The sequence below is a fragment of the Pseudomonas sp. TH34 genome, from assembly GCF_016650865.1.
Lineage (GTDB): Bacteria > Pseudomonadota > Gammaproteobacteria > Pseudomonadales > Pseudomonadaceae > Aquipseudomonas > Aquipseudomonas yamanorum.
The window spans coordinates 406,259-427,772 of the sequence record NZ_JAEKFB010000010.1; the positions used below are offsets into that span (position 1 = coordinate 406,259).

At 60.4% G+C, this 21,514-nt stretch carries 18 protein-coding genes, 1 pseudogene and 1 riboswitch; of the genes and pseudogenes, 11 read left to right on the plus strand and 8 right to left on the minus strand.

Going from position 1 to position 21,514, the window contains the following annotated elements; all coding sequences use genetic code 11:
* Positions 1-69: 69 nt before the first annotated feature.
* Both JFU58_RS06670 and JFU58_RS06675 read left to right on the plus strand, forming a co-directional pair.
* Positions 70-663: a phosphoheptose isomerase gene (locus JFU58_RS06670; RefSeq protein WP_003216190.1), complete on the plus strand. Its 594-nt coding sequence runs from the start codon at positions 70-72 to the stop codon at positions 661-663.
* Positions 660-1,241: a BON domain-containing protein gene (locus JFU58_RS06675; protein ID WP_063027196.1), complete on the plus strand. Its 582-nt coding sequence runs from the start codon at positions 660-662 to the stop codon at positions 1,239-1,241. Before JFU58_RS06670 ends, JFU58_RS06675 begins: the two co-directional genes overlap by 4 nt.
* Before the next feature lie 67 nt (positions 1,242-1,308).
* Here the strand turns inward: JFU58_RS06675 and JFU58_RS06680 are convergent, their stop codons facing one another.
* Complete coding sequence (locus JFU58_RS06680; protein ID WP_026077998.1) at positions 1,309-2,079, minus strand: OmpA family protein; 771 nt, start codon at positions 2,077-2,079, stop codon at positions 1,309-1,311.
* A 218-nt stretch (positions 2,080-2,297) separates the two neighbouring features.
* Positions 2,298-2,942 carry an MBL fold metallo-hydrolase gene (locus tag JFU58_RS06685; protein ID WP_010170511.1) on the minus strand — a complete coding sequence of 215 codons (645 nt, stop codon included), beginning with the start codon at positions 2,940-2,942 and terminating at the stop codon, positions 2,298-2,300.
* 179 nt (positions 2,943-3,121) lie between these two features.
* Here JFU58_RS06685 and JFU58_RS06690 point away from each other — a divergent pair, with 179 nt between their 5' ends.
* From JFU58_RS06690 to JFU58_RS06710, 5 genes are read left to right on the plus strand one after another with little or no spacing between them, the layout of a single operon-like run.
* Complete coding sequence (locus JFU58_RS06690; protein ID WP_063027194.1) at positions 3,122-3,718, plus strand: paraquat-inducible protein A; 597 nt, start codon at positions 3,122-3,124, stop codon at positions 3,716-3,718.
* Complete coding sequence (locus JFU58_RS06695; protein ID WP_063027193.1) at positions 3,715-4,359, plus strand: paraquat-inducible protein A; 645 nt, start codon at positions 3,715-3,717, stop codon at positions 4,357-4,359. The genes JFU58_RS06690 and JFU58_RS06695 overlap by 4 nt, the downstream gene beginning before the upstream one ends.
* Entirely contained in the window at positions 4,340-5,995 is a 1,656-nt protein-coding gene (locus JFU58_RS06700; RefSeq protein ID WP_063027192.1) for a PqiB family protein, read from the plus strand. Before JFU58_RS06695 ends, JFU58_RS06700 begins: the two co-directional genes overlap by 20 nt.
* Before the next feature lie 17 nt (positions 5,996-6,012).
* On the plus strand, positions 6,013-6,567 hold the full coding sequence (locus JFU58_RS06705; RefSeq protein WP_201140117.1) for a PqiC family protein: 555 nt from the start codon (positions 6,013-6,015) through the stop codon (positions 6,565-6,567).
* 23 nt (positions 6,568-6,590) lie between these two features.
* A complete protein-coding gene (locus tag JFU58_RS06710; protein WP_003216175.1) occupies positions 6,591-6,935 on the plus strand; it encodes a hypothetical protein in 345 nt (114 codons plus the stop codon).
* Positions 6,936-6,944: 9 nt separating this feature from the next.
* On the opposite strand, the gene JFU58_RS06715 is transcribed toward JFU58_RS06710, so the two are convergent.
* From JFU58_RS06715 to JFU58_RS06735, 5 genes are all read right to left on the minus strand, one after another.
* Positions 6,945-9,674, minus strand: coding sequence for a LuxR C-terminal-related transcriptional regulator (locus tag JFU58_RS06715; RefSeq protein WP_201140119.1), 2,730 nt, complete (start codon positions 9,672-9,674; stop codon positions 6,945-6,947).
* A 313-nt stretch (positions 9,675-9,987) separates the two neighbouring features.
* Positions 9,988-11,352, minus strand: a complete 1,365-nt coding sequence (locus tag JFU58_RS06720) for a DUF1329 domain-containing protein (RefSeq protein WP_003216172.1) — start codon at positions 11,350-11,352, stop codon at positions 9,988-9,990.
* A 43-nt stretch (positions 11,353-11,395) separates the two neighbouring features.
* The gene (locus JFU58_RS06725; RefSeq protein ID WP_063027189.1) at positions 11,396-13,258 is read right to left on the minus strand and encodes a DUF1302 domain-containing protein; all 1,863 of its coding nucleotides are present in this window, start codon (positions 13,256-13,258) and stop codon (positions 11,396-11,398) included.
* Positions 13,259-13,588: 330 nt separating this feature from the next.
* Positions 13,589-15,271, minus strand: a complete 1,683-nt coding sequence (locus JFU58_RS06730; RefSeq protein WP_063027188.1) for a fatty acid--CoA ligase — start codon at positions 15,269-15,271, stop codon at positions 13,589-13,591.
* A 131-nt stretch (positions 15,272-15,402) separates the two neighbouring features.
* Positions 15,403-16,035: a LysE family translocator gene (locus JFU58_RS06735; protein ID WP_063027187.1), complete on the minus strand. Its 633-nt coding sequence runs from the start codon at positions 16,033-16,035 to the stop codon at positions 15,403-15,405.
* A gap of 84 nt (positions 16,036-16,119) precedes the next feature.
* Between JFU58_RS06735 and JFU58_RS06740 the strand changes: the two genes are divergently transcribed.
* The 3 genes from JFU58_RS06740 to JFU58_RS06750 all read left to right on the plus strand — a co-directional run bounded on the left by JFU58_RS06740 (position 16,120) and on the right by JFU58_RS06750 (position 18,958).
* Positions 16,120-17,085: a 2-hydroxyacid dehydrogenase gene (locus tag JFU58_RS06740; protein ID WP_201140171.1), complete on the plus strand. Its 966-nt coding sequence runs from the start codon at positions 16,120-16,122 to the stop codon at positions 17,083-17,085.
* Positions 17,086-17,115: 30 nt separating this feature from the next.
* Positions 17,116-18,114, plus strand: coding sequence for a class I SAM-dependent methyltransferase (locus JFU58_RS06745; protein WP_201140121.1), 999 nt, complete (start codon positions 17,116-17,118; stop codon positions 18,112-18,114).
* A gap of 50 nt (positions 18,115-18,164) precedes the next feature.
* Positions 18,165-18,286: riboswitch (yybP-ykoY riboswitch) on the plus strand.
* Between the two features lie 87 nt (positions 18,287-18,373).
* Complete coding sequence (locus JFU58_RS06750; protein ID WP_017477707.1) at positions 18,374-18,958, plus strand: TMEM165/GDT1 family protein; 585 nt, start codon at positions 18,374-18,376, stop codon at positions 18,956-18,958.
* A 160-nt stretch (positions 18,959-19,118) separates the two neighbouring features.
* Here the strand turns inward: JFU58_RS06750 and JFU58_RS06755 are convergent, their stop codons facing one another.
* The gene (locus JFU58_RS06755; RefSeq protein WP_093205227.1) at positions 19,119-19,937 is read right to left on the minus strand and encodes a M48 family metallopeptidase; all 819 of its coding nucleotides are present in this window, start codon (positions 19,935-19,937) and stop codon (positions 19,119-19,121) included.
* Between the two features lie 1,332 nt (positions 19,938-21,269).
* Here JFU58_RS06755 and JFU58_RS32555 point away from each other — a divergent pair.
* Positions 21,270-21,470, plus strand: a pseudogene (locus tag JFU58_RS32555) (HAMP domain-containing protein); the annotation flags it as partial.
* Between the last annotated feature and the right edge of the window lie 44 nt (positions 21,471-21,514).

Genomic DNA, 21,514 nt, shown 5'->3' on the forward strand with positions numbered 1-21,514 from the left:
ACTTTTGCTCTTTGCTTTGCGGGCTGCACATTCCTGTGCCAAACAGCCGCGCTACTTAAGGTCACACAGATGGACATGCAATCCCGAATTCGCCAGCTTTTCCAGGCCAGTATCGATACCAAGCAACAGGCGATGGACGTACTTGCACCGCACATCGAGCAAGCCAGTCAGGTCATGGTCAACGCCTTGCTCAACGAAGGCAAAATGCTTTCGTGCGGCAACGGCGGTTCGGCCGGCGATGCCCAGCATTTCTCCTCCGAGCTGCTCAACCGCTTTGAGCGTGAGCGCCCGAGCCTGCCGGCCATCGCATTGACCACCGACACCTCGACGATCACCTCGATCGCCAACGACTACAGCTACAACGAAATCTTCTCGAAACAGATTCGCGCCCTTGGCCAGCCGGGGGACGTACTGCTGGCGATCTCCACCAGCGGTAATTCGGCGAACATTATTCAAGCGATCCAGGCCGCACATGATCGTGAAATGATTGTCGTAGCATTGACCGGACGCGACGGCGGCGGCATGGCCTCGCTGCTGCTGCCCGAAGACGTGGAAATTCGCGTCCCGGCCAATGTCACCGCACGTATCCAGGAAGTCCACCTGCTGGCGATCCACTGCCTGTGCGATCTGATCGACAGCCAACTGTTCGGGAGTGAAGAATGACCGTTAAACGCCTTAGCCTATTGGCAATCACGCTGTGCCTAGGCATCAGCGGCTGCAGCTCGGTAATCGAAGCGAGCCGCGACACGCCTATCCAGGACGATAAAGGCACCCGCACTTTCGGCAGCAAAATCGATGACTCGCTGATCGAAACCAAGGTTTCCGTCAACGTATCCAAGGCCGCTCCGGACTTGGGCAACGGCGCCTCACGCGTTGTGGTCGTCAGCTTCAACGGCGTGGTGCTGCTCACCGGCCAAACCCCGCGCGCTGACTTGAAGGCCCAGGCTGAACAAGCCGCCGCCACGGTTCAACGGGTCAAGAAGGTCCACAACGAATTGCAGGTGATGGACCCGATCACCCTGCTGGCCATCAGCAACGACGCCCTGCTGACCACCAAGATCAAGACGCAGATGCTGACCGACAGTGCAATCCCCGGCTCTCGGATCAAGATCGTCACCGATAACGGCATCGTCTACATGATGGGCCTGTTGACCCAGGCAGAAGCCACCCGCGCCGCCAACCTGGTACAGGGCGTGTCCGGCGTACAGAAGATTGTGAAGCTGTTCGAATACATCGACTGAGTCATCGGCAGCCACAAAAAAGGGCGCCGTGCATTGACTGCACGGCGCCCTTTTTATTGGCTGGCGGTTACTGGTACTGCTGGTACGGGTTGCCCTGGAACTGGTTGTTCTGCTGTGGCGCCTGTTGCTGCTGGGCACCTGGCTGACCGTACTGCTGGCCAGGGATCGGGCCCAGGTTGACCTCTACGCGACGGTTCTGGGCACGGCCATTGACGTCGGCGTTGCTGGCGATCGGGTTATCCGGGCCGGCACCGCGAGCACTCAGGTTGGTCGGGCTGACACCTTGGGAGGTCAGGTAATTAGCCACGCTCTGCGCACGGCGCTGGGACAGGTCCATGTTGAGCTGACGGCTGCCCGTGCTGTCGGTGTAGCCAACGATCTGAATGGTGTTCTGGTTGAACTGCTTGAGGGAGTTCGCCAGGTTGTTCAGCGGCGTGTAGAAGCTGCTGGAGATCGCGTCCGAGTTAGTGGCGAAGGTGATGTTACCCGGCATGATCAGTTTGATCTGGTCGCCCTGGCGCTGCACCTCAACACCAGTGTTGGCCATGCTGGCGCGCAGTTTCTTTTCCTGCTGGTCGGCGTAGTAGCCGTAACCCGCACCACCGATACCGGCGACGGCAGCGCCGATCAGCGCACCTTTGCCGCGGTTGTTGTGGTCGATGGCGGCACCTGCCAGTGCACCCGCCAGGGCACCCAGGCCACCGTACTTGGCGGTGTTGCTCACACCAGAAGAGCCACCGCCCTGTGCCTGGCTGCCGTCATAAGGATTAGGAGAAGCGCAGCCCGACAACAGGGCTACGGCGGTAGCGACAACAAGCAGACGACGAGAAGTGAACATGAAGGAAGCTCCTACTTTTGCATTCTGTGATGCAGAGGACATTGGCAATGGACCTGTGCCGAGGTTGGAACACGACAAACGGTAAAAATTCCATCTCCACACAAGCCCGGCCGCACTCAAACCCTAGCAGAGACTTGCTGAACGGTAATTGTCATTTTTTCTATAAGGTTCGTCCGATAGTCGCCATTTGGTATCCGAAAAACTACCCCAGTTTCCCTTCACGCCCGCACGAATGGATTTTCACGCATTTCATCTCCCAGGCGTGTATCCGGACCATGCCCCGCCACCACAACCGCCGCCTCATCCAGGGTGTAGAGCCGTTGCTTGATCGAACGCACGATGGTGGCTTGGTCACCGCCCCATAGATCGGTACGCCCTACCCCACGTCGAAACAGGGTGTCACCGGCAATCAACAACTTCGCATCGGCAAACCAGAAACTCATCGAGCCCGGTGTGTGTCCAGGTGTGTGCAAGGCCACCCCGCAACCACAGGCCAGCTCTTCTTCATCCTCCAGCCAACGATCCGGCGACGGCACTGGCGTATAAGGCACGCGGAACATCTGGCACTGCATTTCCAGGTTGTCCCACAGAAACTGGTCTTCCTTGTGCAAGTGCAACGTGGCACCGGTCTTCTCCTTCAACTGCCCGGAAGCCAGAAAGTGATCGAGATGGGCGTGAGTGTGAATGATGCTGACGACTTTCAGGCCCAGCGCATCGAGTCGCGCTAGGATCAACTCGTGGTTGCCACCCGGGTCTACGACGATGGCTTTTTTGGTGACGGGGTCGCCGATGATCGTGCAATTGCACTGCAACGGACCGACCGGAAAGGTTTCGCGGATCAGCGCGGGAGACTGAATATTCATGGGCATTCCTGCAAATTCAAAGGCACACTCTTTTGTACTGCATTCTGGCGCACAGTATGTTCGAGCGTGCACCCGATCCGAAAGCGCTCGCGAGCGCACGGCTGTCAAACCCGGCAACTGCTAAGCTACTCTGGCGCCAGTCATACAACGCGTAACGTATAGCGCATGGAGTGGGACTTATGGCGACCCTCAGCCCATTGATCATCTGCGAACACTGCGATTGCGTGTATGAAAAAGTCACGCTCGCCAAACATCAGAAGACCCTCTGCACCCGCTGCGCAGGCGTACTCCAGCGCTATAACGGGCTGTCGGTGGAACAACGCCTGGCCCTGACCCTGACCGCCACCGTGCTGTGGATTTTCGCCAACTTCTACCCGGTGATGAGCATCAGCCTCCAGGGCCTGAAAAGCAGCGCCACCTTGTGGGACTCAGTAGTGGCGCTGGCTCAGGGGCCGATTACTTTTATCGCGCTGGTGGCGGCCATTTCCATCATCATCGCGCCGGTCTTCCAACTGCTGCTACTGATGTGGGTGCTGGGCTTTGCGATGCAGGGCAGGCGCTCACCGGCGTTCAAGCTGTGCATGCGCTGGCTCGAAGCGCTTCGGCCCTGGAGCATGCTCGAAGTCTGCCTGCTGGGTGCCATGGTGGCGGTGTTCAAACTCGCCGGCATGCTGGATGTATTGCCCGGCACCGGCCTGTTTGCCCTGGCCGCCCTCAGCCTGTTGCTGATCCGCATTGCCGGGCGTGATATTCGCGACCTGTGGGACATTTTATGAGCCGTCCACCAACCGCCAGCGAGCTGAACCTGTGCCTGTGCCACAGCTGCGGCCAGGCCTGCGACGTCAGCGCCAACCCCGACGAATGCGAGCGTTGCAGCGCGCCCCTGCACCGGCGCAAGGTCCACTCGTTGACCCGTACCTGGGCCTACATGCTGACGGCGCTGGCGTTTTATGTGCCCGCCAATCTACTGCCGGTGATGAATACCTCGATGCTCGGCTCCGGCGCCGACAGTACCATCATGAGCGGCGTGCTGGAGTTCTGGCAGCACGGCGCCTGGGACATTGCCCTGATCATTTTCATCGCCAGCATCGCGGTGCCGGGCATCAAGTTCGTCGCGCTGACGTTGCTGCTGGTTACCGTGCAACGCAATAACCAGTGGGCACGCAAGGAGCGCTCGAAGCTGTTTCGCTTCGTCGAAGTGATCGGCTACTGGTCGATGCTGGATGTGATCGTGGTGGCGCTGGTAGCCGCCTTGGTGCGGTTCCAGGCCCTGGGCACCATCGAGCCGCGCCTGGGCATTCTGTTCTTTGGCCTGGTGGTGGTGTTCACCATGCTCTCGGCCATGAGTTTCGACCCCCGCCTGATCTGGGAAAACCCACACAACGAGGAGATGCCGGATGGCGTCGCAAACCCCTGACAAACCGCTGCCGCCGGGCTCGCCGGCGATCAAGACGCGGCGCTTCAGCGTCTCGCTGGTGTGGATCGTGCCGATTGTCGCGGTGCTGGTGGGCATTTCGCTGGTGGTGCACAGCATCCTTCAGCAAGGGCCGAGCATTACCATTACCTTCAAGACCGGCAGCGGCCTGACCGCCAACAAGACCGACGTCAAATACCGCAACGTGGTGATCGGTCAGGTGACTGACGTGGAGTTGAGCGACGACCAGAAAAGCGTCAACGCCACGATCAAACTGTCCAAGCAGGCTGAAAGCTTCACCCGGGAAGACTCGCAATTCTGGGTGGTGCGCCCGCGTATTGGCGCGGGCGGCGTTTCCGGCATCGACACGCTGCTCTCCGGGGATTACATCGGCGCCGATATCGGCCAGTCCGATACCCGCGCCAACCGGTTCACCGGCCTGGAAAACCCGCCGCCCATCACCTATGGCGAGCCTGGTAAACGCTTCACCTTGCACACCCAGGATTTGGGTTCGCTGGACATCGGTTCCCCCGTCTATTACCGCAAAATCCCCGTCGGCCAAGTGGTCGCCTATGCCTTGGACGCCGATGGAAAAGGCGTGAACATCGACGTGTTCGTGCATGCACCGAATGATGCCTACGTCACCGAGAACACCCGATTCTGGAACGCCAGCGGGATTGATGTGAGTGTCGGCGCCAACGGGTTTGCGCTGAAGACCGAATCCTTGTCGTCCATGCTGGTGGGCGGCATCGCTTTCCTGGCTCCGCCCTACAGCCCCGACGACAAGCCGGCCAGTGAGGAGCATTCCTATGAACTGTTCGCCGACCAGCAAACCGCGCTGGCGCCGCCCAATGGCAAGGGGCAATACCTGACCTTGCGTTTCGATCAAGCCTTGCGCGGGCTCACCGTCGGTGCGCCGGTGGAATTCCTGGGTATCGAGTTTGGCAAAGTGGTATCGATCAACCTGGATTTCGACGAGAAGAAACGTAGTTTCCCGGTGAACGTCGGCATCGTGATTTACCCGCAACGCCTCGGCGAAGCCAACACCAAAATGCTCACGGTCCTGAAGCATGACCCTAACGATGAGGCCGGCGGTGTACGCCTGATAGGCAGCTTCATTGAACACGGCCTGCGGGCCCAGGCTCGCAGCGGCAACCTGCTCACCGGCCAGCTGTACATCGCCCTGGACTTCTTCCCCAAGGCCGACAAAGTCGTGTTCGACCCGAACCTGCGCCCCGTCAGCATTCCGACCATTCCCGGCAACCTGGAACAACTGCAGGAAAAACTCGAAGGCATCGTCAACAAGATCAACCAGCTGCCGATCGAGCGGATTGCCGGCAACCTGGACGGCAGCCTGGTGGAACTGCGCAAAGGTCTCGGCCAGTTCAACGCCAAGACATTGCCGGGCGTGCAGAACACCCTGGCCGACGTGAGTAAAACCTTGCAGTCAGCCAGTTCGACCCTGGCCGAAGATTCGCCACAGCGGGAACAGTTGACCCAGACCCTGGACGAACTAAGCCGCATGTCGCGCTCCCTGCGAGAGCTCTCAGACTACCTGGCACGCCATCCCGAATCACTGATTCGCGGTCGCCCCGACAACGCTGCGCCATCAGACCTGCAAGGGCCACCGCGCAAATGACCACTGGAGCAACCACCATGGCTTTCCCACTGAAGATCACATTGCTCGCCGGGTTGCTGCTGCTGGCGGCGTGCCGCAGTGAGCCGATTCAATTTCATACCCTGACGCCGGTGCAGCGCAGCACTGCGTCATTGGCCGCGGGGGGCGAGATCCGGATTGAAAGCATCACGGTCCCGCCACAGGTCGACCGGCCACAGATTGTCATCCGCCAGGGTGACAGCGGCGTGGCCATTCTCGAGACGCAATGGTGGGCTGCCAGCCTGGTGGATGAGTTGCGCAGCGCGCTGGTGGATCAACTCGCCAGCAGCCGGAAAAACCTGGCGGTGCGCATTGAGGTCCAGCGCTTTGACTCGATCCCCGGGCAGTACGCCCTGCTCGACGTCAAATGGCGGCTTCGCCAGACAGGCACGGACGAACGCACGCCGCTGACGTGTCGCACGGTGGTGCAGTCGCCTTCCGGCCCGACCATTGACGACCTGGTGATCGCGCAGCAAAACAACGTCAAGCGGTTTGCCGCGCTGCTCAGCCAGGCCGCCGACAAGTCATCGAGTGAGTGCCCCGCCGTGCGGTAAACATTGATCCAGGGGATCGAGCCATGCGCACATTCTGGAAGTGGTATCAGCAACTGCTGGAGAATGACTTCAGCACCCAGGTCTTCGACAATGTGAAGAACCTGCTGGTATGCGCGCTGTTGTTTGCTGCGGGTACCAATGCACTGGCCGGGAAACATGAGCTGTTCCTCGGCATCCTGGCGTCAAGCGTGGCCGGGTGGGGCTTGATCGTCGTTTCAAGCTTGCTGATGGTGCTGAATGTGAGCGATGGCATCCGCCGGCTCGCCAAGCTGCGTTATCACCTGGTCCTTCAACTGCTGCTTATCCTGATCTATGTGCTGGTGGCAGCGCGCGTGGTGGAAATCGTCTGGGGCTTTCGATCCCATTGATCCAGGTTTCTACCCCAGCAATCCCATCTCCTGCGCCCGCGCCACCGCTTGTGTGCGCCGCTCCACCCCGAGCTTGCTGTTGATATGGCTGGCGTGGGTTTTCACGGTGTGCAGGGAGATAAACAGCTGATTGCTGATCTCCTGGTTTGAACAACCCTGTGCGATCAGGTGCAGCACCGCCAGTTCACGGGTGCTCAGGGTCTCCAGTGTGTGTGGGGTTTCAACTACTGCAACATCCGGCAAGAGTGCCAGCAGGCCCTGATTCAACAGTCCATGGGGATCCCGGGAAAGCTGCTCCCGCGTCCACTCGGGATAGCGTTCCAACAGGCGCTGGAAAGGTTGCATCGCGCCACCGGCAGCCGCTTCAAGCGCGCGGGCAAACACCGGGCGGGCCTGGGCTTCCTGGCCACCGTCCAGCAGTAACAGTGCCTGCTGGGTCAGCGCCATCAGGCTGATCATCTGCCGGCCGCTGTTATGGGCCTGGCGTGCCAGTTCGTCGAGCCGTTGCAGTGAAGCCGCCGGCTGATGACGGATGGCGTCGAGTGCCGCCTGTTGCAACTCGATATGTTGCGGCAGGTGCGGGTGGAACTCCGGTGCGGCAGCGGCCTGTTCACCGTTGTAGGTTTGCCCCAGCCGCGTCAGCCAGGCATCGGCCAGGTCGGTGCGGCCCTGAGCCAGCCATAGCTCGCATTTGACCAGGGTGATCATCGCCAGATAGAAAATCGGCGGCACGTCCCAGATATGCATCAAGCGCTCGGCCTCGGCCAATTCGGCAAAGGCCACGGAGAAGTCGCCACGGCGACCTTCGAAGCTGGCGATCACACAGTGGCCGATCAACACGCTGATATCCCGACAGGCTCGCGCCTCCGTCAATCCGGCACGCAGCCGAGCGAGCCCGGCTTCAGGCTGGCAGCGCATCAGCAGCAAATAGCCTTCGTACAACGCCAGGCGCGCGCGCACTGCGTACAGCCGTTGCGGCGCCAGGCCTTGCAAACGTTGCAGGCCCTGGCGCACTTCATCCAGCGACCGCAGGATCTCGCCACGGGCCTGCAGTACACGCGCTCGGTCGTAATGGGCCAGCGCTTCAAACAATGGATTGCCGACCCGCTGCGCCAACTCCAGGGATTCGCGGTTCAGGCCGCGGGCGCGCCACAGGTCGGCGTCGACAATGGCCAGGTTGGACAGGGTCGACAGGCACATCAACCGCTGGCCATAGCGTTTGTGCGGCAGGCTTTCCAGGGCCTCGCTGCAATACGACCGGGTCAGCTCACGATCACCACGGCCCCGGGCAATAATCCCGCTGAGGGCCAGCCATTGCGCCAGCATCGACTTTTGCGCGGTGGCCGACGGGGCCGGTAAAAAACGGCTGAGGTGGCTGGCCAGTTCCTGCGCCGCATCCAGTTGGCAGGCCAACCCCAATGCCCAGCTGTAGAGCACGATCAGACGTGGCGTGCTCATCAACAGACTGTCGGGCAAGTCCATTTTCCAGCGCAGCAGCATGCCGACGTTTTGCTCCGCCAGCAGTTGCTCTTCGGAGAGGTTCTGCACCAGGTTCGCCGCCACGTCCAGGTGGCCGGCACGCAGCGCCTGCTCCACCGCCTCATCGATCAAGCCCTGAGCATTGAACCAGCGACAGGCCCGCAGGTGCAGGCTCGCAGCCGGCAACACGGCATTACTCGCGCGCCGGGTACGCAGCAGGTCGGAAAACAGGTGGTGATAACGGTACCAGTGGCCCTGTTCGTCCAGCGGCACAAGGAAAACCTGGTGAGCTTGCAGGTAGCGCAGGATTTCGCTGCTGTCGTGGGCTTCGCGCACGGCGTCGCACAGTTCGCTGCAAAAGCGCTCCTGGGACGCAGTGTCGTAGAGAAACGCCTGGACTTCAGATGGCAGGCAGTCGATGACTTCTTCAAGCAGGTAATCGCGAATCAGCCCTTCCCCGCCGTGCAGGCCTTGGGGCAAGGCGCCTTCGCTGCCGGCTTCGGAGGCCGCCAGCAGCCAGAAACGCAGGCCGGCCACCCAGCCTTCACTGCGTCGGATCAGGTTATCCAGGGCTTCGCCGCGCAATGAACTGCTGTGGCGATCCAGCAGGGCCAGGGATTCGGCGTGAGTCAGGCGCAGGTCCTGCTCGTGCAGTTCCAGCAAATGCCGGGACAGGCGCAGGCGCGCCAGGTGCCAGTCGGGGCGTTGGCGGCTGGTGACCAGTACCAACAGGCCGTCGGGCAGATGATTGAGGAAAAATTGCAGGCAGCGGTCGAGTACCGGGCCCTGGGCCAGATGGTAGTCATCCAGCACCAGCAACAGCGGCGCCTGGATCGACAGGTGCACCGTCAGTTCATCCAGCAGCCCGTCGAGCCACTCTTCAAACGCAAAGGGTTGATGGCGCTGGCGCATTTTCAGCAAGCCCAGGGACTGGGCGCCCAACTGCGGGAAGTATTGCTGCAGGCCGTCGAGCAGGCGTTCAAGGAAACGTCCCGGGTCGTTGTCCCGGGGGCTGAGCCCCAACCACAGGCTTTGCCAGTGGCCCGGCAAGCTCTGGCAGAACTCCACCGCCAGCGAACTTTTGCCGAACCCGGCCGGCGCACTGACCAGCAATAAGCGCCCGGCCAATCCCTCACTCAGCCGTTCGCACAGGCGCGGTCGCAACACGTAGCCGTCAGGCAGTGGGGGTCGATAGAAGCGCCCTTCCAGGGTCGGAATCACCGCGCTGGCAGGCCCTTGAATTCGGGACAGATCAGTCATCGCCGGGCTCTTGTAGAAGGCTGTTGTCGGCATTGCAGATGTCCGCAGACTAGCGGTAAAAGCGGCAGCTTTGTAGATCTTTGCAACAATTGTCTGAAAAAGACTACAACAAAAAATATCCGGCGGTCCTGGCTCAAATATTCCAAACACCCCAAATAAAATGTGGGAGCCGGGCTTGTGTGGGAGCGGGCTTGCTCGCGAAGACGGTGGGTCAGTCACACATGTATCGACTGACACTCTGCTTTCGCGAGCAAGCCCGCTCCCACACAAGCCCGGCTCCCACCTTCGAGGATGCGGCCTCGTTTACAACGGGTTAGCGAACACCATCCTGGCGCAGGGCCGCCGGGGTGAAGTCGCTGGTGGTGGCAGTGAAGCCGAAGTCATAGGCCTGTTTCTCTTCGTTCTTCATGCCCAGTGCCAGGTAGCGGCCGGACTGCAGGTCGTAGAGGGTTTCGAGGGCGTACCACGGCACTTGCTTGTCGTAGTAGTTCTCGGCGTGGGCTTCAGCCACGCGCCACAGTTGGCCACGACCGTCGTAGTGGTCGATGACCGCAGCTTGCCAGGTGTCTTCGTCGATGAAGAAGTCACGCTTGGCGTAGATGTGGCGCTGGCCTTCCTTCAGGGTTGCAACCACATGCCACACACGGCGCAGCTCGTAGCGAGCCAGGTCCTGGTTGATGTGGCCGGCCTTGATGATGTCGACATACTTGAGCTTCGGATCGTCGAGTTTGTAGCTGTTTTCGGCGATGTACAGTTCCTTCTTGCCTTCCAGTTTCCAGTCGTAGCGGTCCGGTGCACCGTTGAACATGTCGAGGTTGTCGGAAGTCCGCAGGCCGTCTGCGGCGGTACCCGGGCCGTCATAGGACACTTGCGGCGCCCGGCGCACACGACGCTGGCCGGCGTTGTAGACCCATGCCGAACGCGGCTCTTTCACCTGGTCGAGGGTTTCGTGCACCAGCAGCACACCACCGGCCAGACGTGCCGGCGCGGTCACTTGCTGCTTGAAGTAGAACAGGATGTTGCCCGGGTTTTTCGGGTCGTAGTCCTTCATCTTGTCGCGGAACACGAACTGGTCGCGGAAGTACACCAGGCTGAAGGAGCCGTTGGTTTGCGGCGTGGCCTGGGTCACCAGGCGGGTCACGCTGCCGCCGCGATAGCGAGTGATGTGGTTCCAGATCACTTCAACACCGCTTTTCGGAATCGGGAACGGTACGGCGGTTTCGAAGTTTTCCAGGCCGTTGCCGCCGGACACCAGGTTGGTGCTGGTGGCGTTTTTCTTGATGGCGGCGAACACATCAGCCGGCACCGTGGCGCCGCGATGGGTCGGGTAGACCGGCATCTTGAAGGTGTCCGGGTAGCGCTTGAACATCGCGTACTGCCCCGGCGCCAGCTTGTCCTTGTACTGCTCGACGTTCTGCGCGGTGATGGTGAATTGCGGTTGTTCGTTGGCGTACGGGTTGGCCAGGAAGCCACGGGCATCCACGGCGCCGGCGTTGGTGGGCAGTGGCGACCATTTAGGGATGGTGCCGGCCGCGTTGCCGGCCATTTCAGCGCCCATCGGGGTCAGGGTCGTACCGAGCTTGGCGGCTTCATCGGCCGAGACTGCCGCCATGACGCTACCCGCCATGATCGACAGCCCCAGCACACCCACCTGCAACAGATTTTTAGTTATTTTCATGTTCTGGTTCTTCCTTAAAACATACTGCTTAAAGAGAGTGTGCTTAGAAGTTCACGCCGACGCTCAAGGCGACAAAGTCGCGGTCGTCCACGGTGCTGTAGTCGCCACCAAAGAAGTTGGTGTAGGCCAGGCTCGCGGTGTAAGTGTTCTGGTACTCGGCGTCCAGCCCGAGGCTGATCGCCTTGCGGCCTTCCTCGAAGTTACCGCCAGGGCCAGGCGAGTAACCCTTAACGTCATGGGACCAGGCCACGTTGGGTTTGAGGTTGACGCCGGCAAACACATCCGGGTATTCCCAGATCGCACGGCCACGGTAGCCCCACGAAGTTGCAGTAGTGAAGCCGTCGTTGTTGCAACTGGTGTTCAGGCCGTTAGCATTGGGAAGGCCAGCACCTTGGGCGGTAGAGTTGTTCAAAGCCGCACACGCGCCGTTAGGCAGGGTACCCGGGCCAAACACCGGATCACGGCCATAGCGAACCTTGGACTTGCTCTCCAACCCACCGACATAGGTCATACCGACCTCACCCACCAGCGTCAGGCGGCTGGCGCCCATGACCTGGTCAAAGAAGTGGGTGAACGTGGTTTGGAGTTGAGTGATTTCCTTACGGCGATAACCATGCAAATCCTGGCCTGGTACACCGCTTAACAACGAAGCATCCTTGAGCACCGGGAAGCCCAGAGGGCGAACGCCGGCAAACAGGATGTCGGTGGAGTTCAACTGCACAGGCGCGTTGGGCCGGTAGCTCAACTCGCCGCTCCATGCCGTGCCGGTAGGCAACGTGGTGGAGAAACTCAAGCCAAAGAGGTGGATGTCTTCCGGATACTCAACGAAGTATTGCGAGTTGCCCGCCACCACCAGTGCAGCTGCCTGACCCAAAGGCCTGGCTCTGTCGTAGACCGACTGAGGCGCGCCGGTTGCACTGAAAATCGGCGCACGGCTGTGGTAGTTCATGTAGTAGGCGCCGAACTCGGTGTCCAGCGGCTCAAAGTTGTAGTGCATTGCGACGCCGTATTGGCCGCCGTCACGTGCGTTACGGTTCGGACCGCGGCGCACCAGGACGCCCTCGTCATTAACGTCGACGCCCAAGGCGGCCAAGCTCGGCAAAGCGGCCGGGTTGATCGTGGAACGCTTGTTCAACACCCGCAAATTATCGTTACAGCCGGTGGTAATGATGTCGGGCTGCGAGAAAAACGTGCCGCAGTTATCGGTCACGGTCTTGTCCCAACCGATCTGATAGAAGCCTTCAGCCGACAGGTTGTCGGTCAGCGTTTGCGACAGGTAGAACATGTTGACCGGAATCAGGCCCTCCTTGATCTCGGCCCCCGGACGACGGAATGCAGCCACGTCGATCGGGTTGATGGCGTTGATACCGCCACCAATGAACGTGCTCTCACCCCAGCTCACTACCTGCTTGCCCAACCGTACGGAACCCGGTTCATCACCAATCGAGTAGTTGTGGTAGACGAAGGCGTCGAGAATCTGCCCGCCGGAAGATCGGGCGCCTGTTGGGCGGTTGTTGTCGCTGATGTTCTTGAAATCGAGGTCGTCGTCTTTAAGCTTGAAGTCATACCAGTACTTACCCCGGACAAACACGCCGGTGTCGCCGTATTTCAACTCAAGGTCATGGATACCCTTGAAGATCTTCGAGAAGGAATCACCTTTGTCGAAGTTCAGGTGACCGTCATCCGAGGTTTGCGACAACCCTCTGCCGCCGTTGTTGGCACCGATCAGGTCCTTGTTGCGACCCGCAGTCGACCAACTCGCCCCTACCGACAGGGACGAGTCGAAGCTGCCTTCGATTTCACCGATGTTGAAACTGACGCCGAATGCGGGCCCGGCGAGCGTAGAGGCGAGGCTGACGGCCAAAGGCAGTTTCGCCCGGCGCCAGAACTGGTGTGCTGAGATCATCGACGCTACTCCATGTGCATTATTGTTATGGCAGTGAGTCGTTTCTAAGGGCTTGTAACGGCCGGAATACAACGATTCCAATGCCGGGCGAACAGATGAACCCGCCAGGTTCACAGCACCGCACCTTGAAAAACTCTGGAATGAACTATAGCCAGCAGGGGGTAGCGCTTGATCCCTCTAAAGTGTGATTTGCATCACCAACCCGTCTGCCACAACCCTTTCGCCATGCTGGCGAAGACCAGCGCGGCAAGGATGGCTGAAAATTGGCAAATCACAAGTGAAGGGTTGGGCTAGAGCGCTGCCGTGCCCATGAGGACACGGCAACCAGCGTCAGAGGGTCGAGAGGAAGGTGCTGTTGTTGGCCTGCCATTCGATGATGTCGATACGGATACGTTTTTTGTCGAGCTTGCCTACGCTGGTCTTGGGAATTTCCGTAACAACGGCGATCTGGCTTGGAATCGCCCACTTGCTCAAGTGACCCAACTCCACGAATGGCTTGAGATGTTCCTTGAGCTCCTTGGCCCCTATCACATGGCCATCACGCACCACCAGCAACGCAAACGGGCGTTCGCCCCACTGCGGGTCGGCAATCCCCACCACCGCTACTTCGCGTACCGCCGGGTGACGGCTGACCAGGTCTTCCAGCGCCAGGGAGGAGATCCATTCGCCGCCGGTCTTGATCACGTCCTTGATGCGGTCGCGAATATCGATCACGCCGAAGGCGTCGAGGGTGGCCACGTCGCCGGTGTGCATCCAGCCGCCGGCCCACAGCTCGGCGCCCTTCTCCGGCTCGTTGAAATAGCCTTCGCTGAGCCATGGCGCGCGCAGCACCAGCTCGCCCTGGGATTCGCCGTCGGCAGGCAGGAAGTTGCCGTCACCGTCGATGATCGCAGCCTCCACCAGCGGCCCGGGCACGCCGGCCTTGATGCGATAGGTGGTGCGCTCGTCTTCGGTACCCGCCATCAGTTCTTCATTGAGGTGGGCGCAGGACACTAGCGGCCCGGTCTCGGACATGCCGTACGCCGCCGTCAGCTGAATCCCGCGAGCCTTCGACGCTTCATACAGAGAACGGTTGAGCGCGCTGCCGCCGATGACGATTTTCCAGCCGCCGAAATCCACGCCCTGGCCAGCCTTGGCGTTGAGCACCATTTGCAGGATGGTCGGTACGCAATGGGAGAACGTGACCTTCTCTTTGCGCCACAGCTCCACCAGGTATTCGGGGTCGTAGCGGCCGGGATAAACCTGCTTCAGGCCGAGCATGGTCGCCACATAGGGCAAGCCCCAGGCGTGCACATGGAACATCGGGGTGATCGGCATGTAGACGTCGTTGGTGCCCAACAGGCGCACGCTGTCGACGCTGCCCATGATGGTCGCCACGCCCATGGTGTGCAGCACCAATTGGCGGTGGGTGAAATACACGCCTTTGGGATTGCCGGTGGTGCCGGTGGTGTAGAAGGTGGTGGCGACGGAGTTTTCGTCGAAATCCTGGAAGTCGTAGCGAGGGCTTGCCGCTGCCAACAACGTTTCGTACTCACCCACGAGGTTGGGCAACTCGGCGGTTTTGTCCGCGCCATCAGTGAGTAGCAGGGTTTTGTCGACGGTGGTGAGGTGGCCGGCGATAGCTTGGTAAAGGCCCACGAACTCACTGTTGACCAACACAAAGCGGTCCTCGGCGTGGTTCATGGTGTAGAGAATCTGCTCCGGCGACAGGCGCACGTTGATGGTGTGGATCACCGCGCCAATCATCGGGATGGCAAACATGCATTCCAGGTAGCGATGGCTGTCCCAGTCCATCACAGCCACCGTGTCACCGGCCTTGACCCCGGCCTCGGTCAGCACATTGGCCAGGCGGGCGACGCGCTCGATCAGGGTCGGATAGGTGTAACGCAACTGGTCGCGGTAGACGATTTCCCGGGTCTTCTCGTAGCGTGTCCCGGACATCAACAGGCGTTTGATCAACAGCGGGTATTGGTAGGCGCCTTCGGCGGGCGGGATAACACGAGTCTGCAACATACGAATCCCTTATCTGACTGCACGGTCTTGGCTGAAACATCTGCACTTTAGAGCGCTTATGTTTCAGCCAAATCAGCCAAAGGAATGATTTGCAGAGCCCAATGAATGCTAGCTTTGCGCCAGCATCCGGCTTATTTCATGCTGGTAAACGCCAGCTTCACACCGATCGCAATCAGCACCGCGCCCATGGTGCGGTCGAACCAGTGGCCCATGCGTGCAAAACCGGCACGCACGCGTTGCTGGCTGAACAGCATGGCAACCAGGCAAAACCAGATCGCGGTCGCCACGGCCAGGTACAGTCCGTAACCGGCCTGGATCGCCAGCGGCGTGTGGGGATTGATCACCACGGTGAACAGCGACAGGAAGAACAGCGTGGCCTTGGGGTTCAAGCCGTTGGTGACGAAACCGGAGGTGAACGCGCCACGGGCGGTACGCTCGCCCACTTCCAGGTGCAGGTCTTCTTCACTGGCAGGCTTGGCCGGCTGGGCGCGCAGGGCCTTGAAGCCGATGTACAGCAGGTAGGCCGCCGCCGCCCATTTCAATGCGTTGAACAGCACGATGGACTGGGACACGATCAAGCCGATGCCCAGCAGCGAATACCCCACGTGGAGGAAAATCGCCGAACCGACGCCCAATGCCGTCCAGGTGCCGGCGCGCCGGCCATGGGTCACGCTTTCACGCACCACCACGGCGAAATCCGGGCCAGGGCTGGCCACCGCCAACAGGTGAATCAGTGCCACGGTCAAGAACTCGGTGAGGTACATGCACACTCCTGGAAGTAACTGATTATTTCATCTGATAGGCTCGGCAGATTACGCCTTCGAACCTCGCCGCAAAAGGTACAGTTGATAATGAACAATCGCCGCGCCGTCTTCCTTGATCACCCTTCCCTGGACCTCGGGGACCTGGACCTCAGCGGGTTGCGGGCACTCTTCAGCGAGCTGAGCCTGCACCAGCAGACCACACCCGAAAACATTATCGAACGCCTGCAAGGCGCGCAGGTGGCGATCAGCAACAAGATCGCGCTGAATGCCGAGACCCTGGCGGCCTGCCCCGAGCTGAAGCTGATCCTGGTGACCGCCACCGGCACCAACAACGTCGACATCGCTGCGGCCCGCGCCCACGGCGTTACCGTGAGCAATTGCCAGGGTTACGGCACGCCATCGGTGGCGCAGCATACGATCATGTTGCTGCTCAATCTGGCGACACGCCTGAGCGACTATCAGCGAGATGTGCAGGCGGGGCTCTGGCAACAAGCCAAGCAGTTCTGCCTGCTGGACTATCCGATCGTTGAGCTGGAAGGCAAAACCCTCGGGCTGCTGGGCCATGGCGAATTGGGCGGTGCCGTTGCGCGCCTGGCTGAAGCCTTTGGCATGCGCGTGATCCTGGGTGCGATTCCTGGCCGCCCGGCTCGTGCCGATCGCGTGCCGCTGGACGAGTTGCTGGCGCAGGTCGACGCGCTGACCCTGCACTGCCCGCTCAACGAACACACCCGCGACTTTATCGGTGCCCGTGAACTGGCGCTGCTCAAGCCCGGTGCGTTTATCGTCAACACGGCCCGCGGTGGCTTGATCAACGAACAAGCGCTGGCGGATGCCTTGCGCAGCGGTCATTTGGGCGGCGCGGCAACCGATGTATTGAGCGTGGAACCCCCGGTCAACGGCAACCCGTTGCTGGCCGGCGACATCCCGCGCTTGATCGTCACCCCCCACAACGCCTGGGGCAGCCGCGAAGCCCGGCAGCGGATCGTCGGCCAATTGATCGAAAACGCTCAGGGCTTTTTCAGCGGCGCCCCGCTGCGGGCCGTCAGTTGATAAACTGCGCCCCTTTTCAAGGAGCAGACCATGGATCCGCGCAGTGAAGTACTGCTTCGCCAGGCCGAACTTTTTCAAGGCGACGTGCTGCTGGTGGGCTTGCCCGCCGACGACCTGCTGGGCCGCCTGCCCAACGCCCATGGCTGGAGCTGGCACGCCGGCGACCAGGCCGCGCTGGACGCGCGTTTTGCCGAGCGCAGCCAGTTCGGCGTGAACGTGCCCGAGCGTTCGTTCGACACGGCGGTGGTGTTCCTGCCCAAGTCCAAGGACCTCACCGACTACCTGCTCAATGCCGTGGCAGCGCGTTTGCCCGGCAAGGAGTTATACCTGGTTGGAGAAAAGAAAGGCGGCATCGAAAGCGCGGCCAAGCAACTGAACCCGTTCGGCAAACCGCGCAAGCTCGACAATGCGCGGCACTGCCAGTTGTGGCTGGTCACGGTGGCCAATGCCCCTGAGCCGGTTGAGCTGGAAAGCCTGGCGCAAGTGTTCGAGGTACCGCTGGCCGAAGGGCCGCTCAAGGTGGTGAGCCTGCCGGGCGTGTTCAGCCATGGTCGTCTGGATCGCGGTACCGCATTGCTGCTGGAGCATCTGGACAAGTTGCCGAGCGGTCACTTGCTGGATTTCGGTTGTGGGGCGGGCGTGCTTGGAGCCGCCGTGAAACGTCGCTATCCGCATAACACGGTGACGATGCTCGACGTGGATGCTTTTGCCGCCGCCAGCAGTCGCCTGACCTTGGCCGCCAACGGTCTGGAAGCCGAGGTGTTGACCGGTGATGGCATCGACGCAGCGCCGATGAATCTGAACACGATTTTGAGCAACCCACCGTTCCATGTCGGAGTGCACACCGATTATTTCGCTACGGAGAACTTGCTGCGAAAAGCGGCCAAACATCTGGCAAATGGCGGCGAACTGCGCTTGGTAGCGAACAGCTTCCTGAAGTATCAGCCGCTGATTGAAGAGCATCTTGGCGTCTGCGCAATCAAGGCAGAAGGCCAGGGTTTCCGCATTTACCGTGCCAAGCGCGGCTGAAATCTTTTTCCGAAAGAAGGCTTGCCGAATGGATTTTGCCTAGGCAGAATCCGCTCCGTCCTAGGGGAGTAGTCTCCCACGAGCGCCACGCTCGTCCGGCATACGTCAACATACTTGGTCAACAGACCATGGCGTATGCGACCCAGGAGTCCGCACAGACGGACCGGGGTTTGACAAGACCTATGACACGAACACCTTACCCGGGGCGGGAAGGCTGTACGTGTCATAGCCGTGTCGACCCGCCCCTGGAACTTACCTGATGCTGGATTCTCTGCTCGTCCCTACCGCAATCGTTGCCTTGGCCGAAATTGGTGACAAGACGCAACTGCTCGCACTCGTTCTCGCTGCACGCTTTCGCAAACCCTGGCCGATCATCGCCGGCATCATTGCCGCGACCCTCGCCAACCATGCGGCCGCCGGCGCCGTGGGGGCCTGGTTCGGGAGTTTCTTCTCGGATGCGGTGTTGCACTGGATCCTCGCGGCGAGTTTCTGTGCCACGGCGCTCTGGACCCTGGTGCCCGACAAACTCGACGATGACGAAACCAGTACTGCACGCAAGTTCGGCCCCTTCCTGACTACCCTGATCGCGTTCTTCCTCGCGGAAATCGGCGACAAGACCCAGATCGCTACCGTGATGCTCGCGGCGCAATACCCGGAACTGTGGCTGGTGATTATCGGCACGACCCTGGGCATGTTGATTGCCAACGTACCGGTGGTGCTGGCGGGGAATTTTGCCGCGGACAAACTGCCGCTGACGCTGATTCGTCGACTGGCGGCTACGGCGTTTTTTATCCTGGCCATTGTTGCGGTGTACAAGGCCATGCAGAGCAGCGGCTGGATCTAAACGCAACCCCATATGGGGGCTGGGCTTGAGTGGGAGCTGGCTTGCCTGCGATAGCATCACCTCGGTGCAACTGACACACCGAGGTGCCTGCATCGCGGGCAACCCCGGCTCCCACACAAGCCGGGCTCCCACATTCAGATTTGCATTTCAGTCTTATAAATCAGGATTTTTTCGCCTGCTGATACAACGGCATCACCTTCGGAATAGCCGCCTGCAAGGAGGCGATCCGGCTGCTGGAAGCCGGGTGAGTACTCATGAATTCAGGTGGCGAGCCTTCCGAAGCCTTGGCCATTTTGTTCCACAGGGTAATCGCCGCGTTCGGGTTGTAGCCGGCACGCGCCGACAACTCCAGGCCGATCAGGTCCGCTTCGTTTTCATTGCTGCGGCTGTTGGGTAAGGTCATGCCGTAGTTGGCCACGGTATCAGCCAGCGCCATGCTGTCCTGACCGAGGCCGAACAACGCACCAGCCCCCTGCTTCGCCATTTCGATACCGTATGCCTTGGACATGGCTTCGCGGCCGTGTTCACGCAAGGCATGGGCAATTTCATGGCCCATCACCGCGGCGAGTTCGTCGTCGGTCAGTTTGAGATTGTCGATCAACGCGCTGTAGACAAAGATCTTGCCGCCTGGCCCGCAGTTGGCGTTCATCTCGTCACTTTTGATCAGGTTCACTTCCCACTTCCACTGCGCTGCATCCGGGCGGAACGTGGGTGCCTGGGCGATCAAGCGGTTGGCAATCGCCTGCACGCGCTTGGCGTTGGCGCTGGTCTTGTCCACCAGGCCTTTGCCGCTGGCTTCACCCAGGGTCTGCTGGTACGACTGCGCATACATCTGGTCGACTTCCTGACTCGACAACATGCTGAACATGTATTGCTTGCGCTCAACGCCCACGGCGCCGCCGCTGGTGGTGTTGACCGACTGGCAACCGGCGAGCAATACCGACACGCCCAATGCACATACCGCTACTGTCTTTTTCATCAACCTTCTCCCTGAAAACATGGCGCGTATCGTAGTCGGCCAATTGTATCGGCGCCAGATACAACAGACGTGTAGCCGCCTGATTTCAGACATATCCCACACTGCCGCAAAAAATTCATAAACCGTTGGCGACCATCCCATTTGCGACATTCGCCAATCCGGCACAGTCATTTTGAGGGGATCGTCCTCATGTCTCCCCCGCTCGTGGCCGATATAAACAAGCAGCCAATCTCCCCTGCGCTCGGAGCCGTCATGAAGTTCAAGTCCATTCAATTTTCTGTCGCAGCCCTGGCCGGGGCCATTGTCCTGAGCGTGGTAGCGGTGTTGGTGCTGTACGCCTTGTTCGCCGGCGCGCGCACCCAAGACATGGTGCAGGAACGCACCCAGGGGCAATTCGAGCAGATCATCGAGCAGCGCCTGACCGCGCTGGCGCAAACCCAGGCGACGCTGATCCAGCGTGAACTGGAAGCGCCACTGGTGACGGCCAAAGGCCTGGCCACCACCAACGCCCTGATGGGCATGAAGGACGCCAGCGGCAACCCGCAACTGGCAGTTTCCCGCGAACAACTGATCAACCTGATCCACGAAACCGTGGTGCGCAACCCGAAGATTCTCGGCGCCTATATTGGTTGGGAAGCCAACGCCATCGACCACAACGACGCCGCCTACGTGAACAGCCCGGTAGTCGGTATCGAAACCAACGGTCGCTTCCTGCCCTGGTGGTTCCGTAATGCCGACGGCAGCCTGGGCCTGGATAAACTGGCTGACGTGGCGGACCAGACCATCCTGTCCACCGGTGTGCGCGCCAGTGAGTACTACCTGTGCTCCAAGGAAAGCAAAAAGCCCTGCGCCATCGACCCGGCCCCCTACAAGGTGGGCAACGCAATGGTGATGCTCGCTTCGTTTATCGAACCGATCATGATCGACGGCACCTTCCAGGGCATCGTCGGTGCCGACCTGTCGGTGAACTTCATCCAGGAAATGCTCACCAAGGCTGATCAGAATTTGTACAACGGCGCCGGTGAACTGGCGCTGATCTCCAGCAACGGCCGCCTGGTGGCCTACACCAAGGACGCCAGCAAGCTGGGGGAAAAAGCCAGCGACCTGCTCGACAGCAACGAGCTGTCCAACCTCGGTCAGTTAAAGATCGGCGAAGTACGTTACGACGTGGATAAGGAACACGGGCATATCGAGTTGTTCCTGCCGTTCAACATCGGCCAGACCGATGCCCGCTGGACCTTGATGCTGCAACTGCCGTTGAGCGCGGTGATGGCGGACTTGCAGGCGATGCAACACGACCTCGACGCCCAGCGCAAAACCGATATTTTCGGTATGGCCGTGGCCGGTCTGCTCATCGCCGGCATTGGCTTGCTGGTGATCTGGCTGGTGGGCCACGGGATTGCCCGGCCGCTCAAGCAAATGGTGGCAATGCTGAATGACATCGCCCAGGGCGAAGGTGACCTGACCCGGCGCCTGACCAGTGATCGCGCCGACGAACTGGGGGCGATTGCCAGCGGCTTCAACACGTTCCTGGCCAAGTTGCAGGGGATGATTACCCAGGTGGTGAGTTCGGTGCA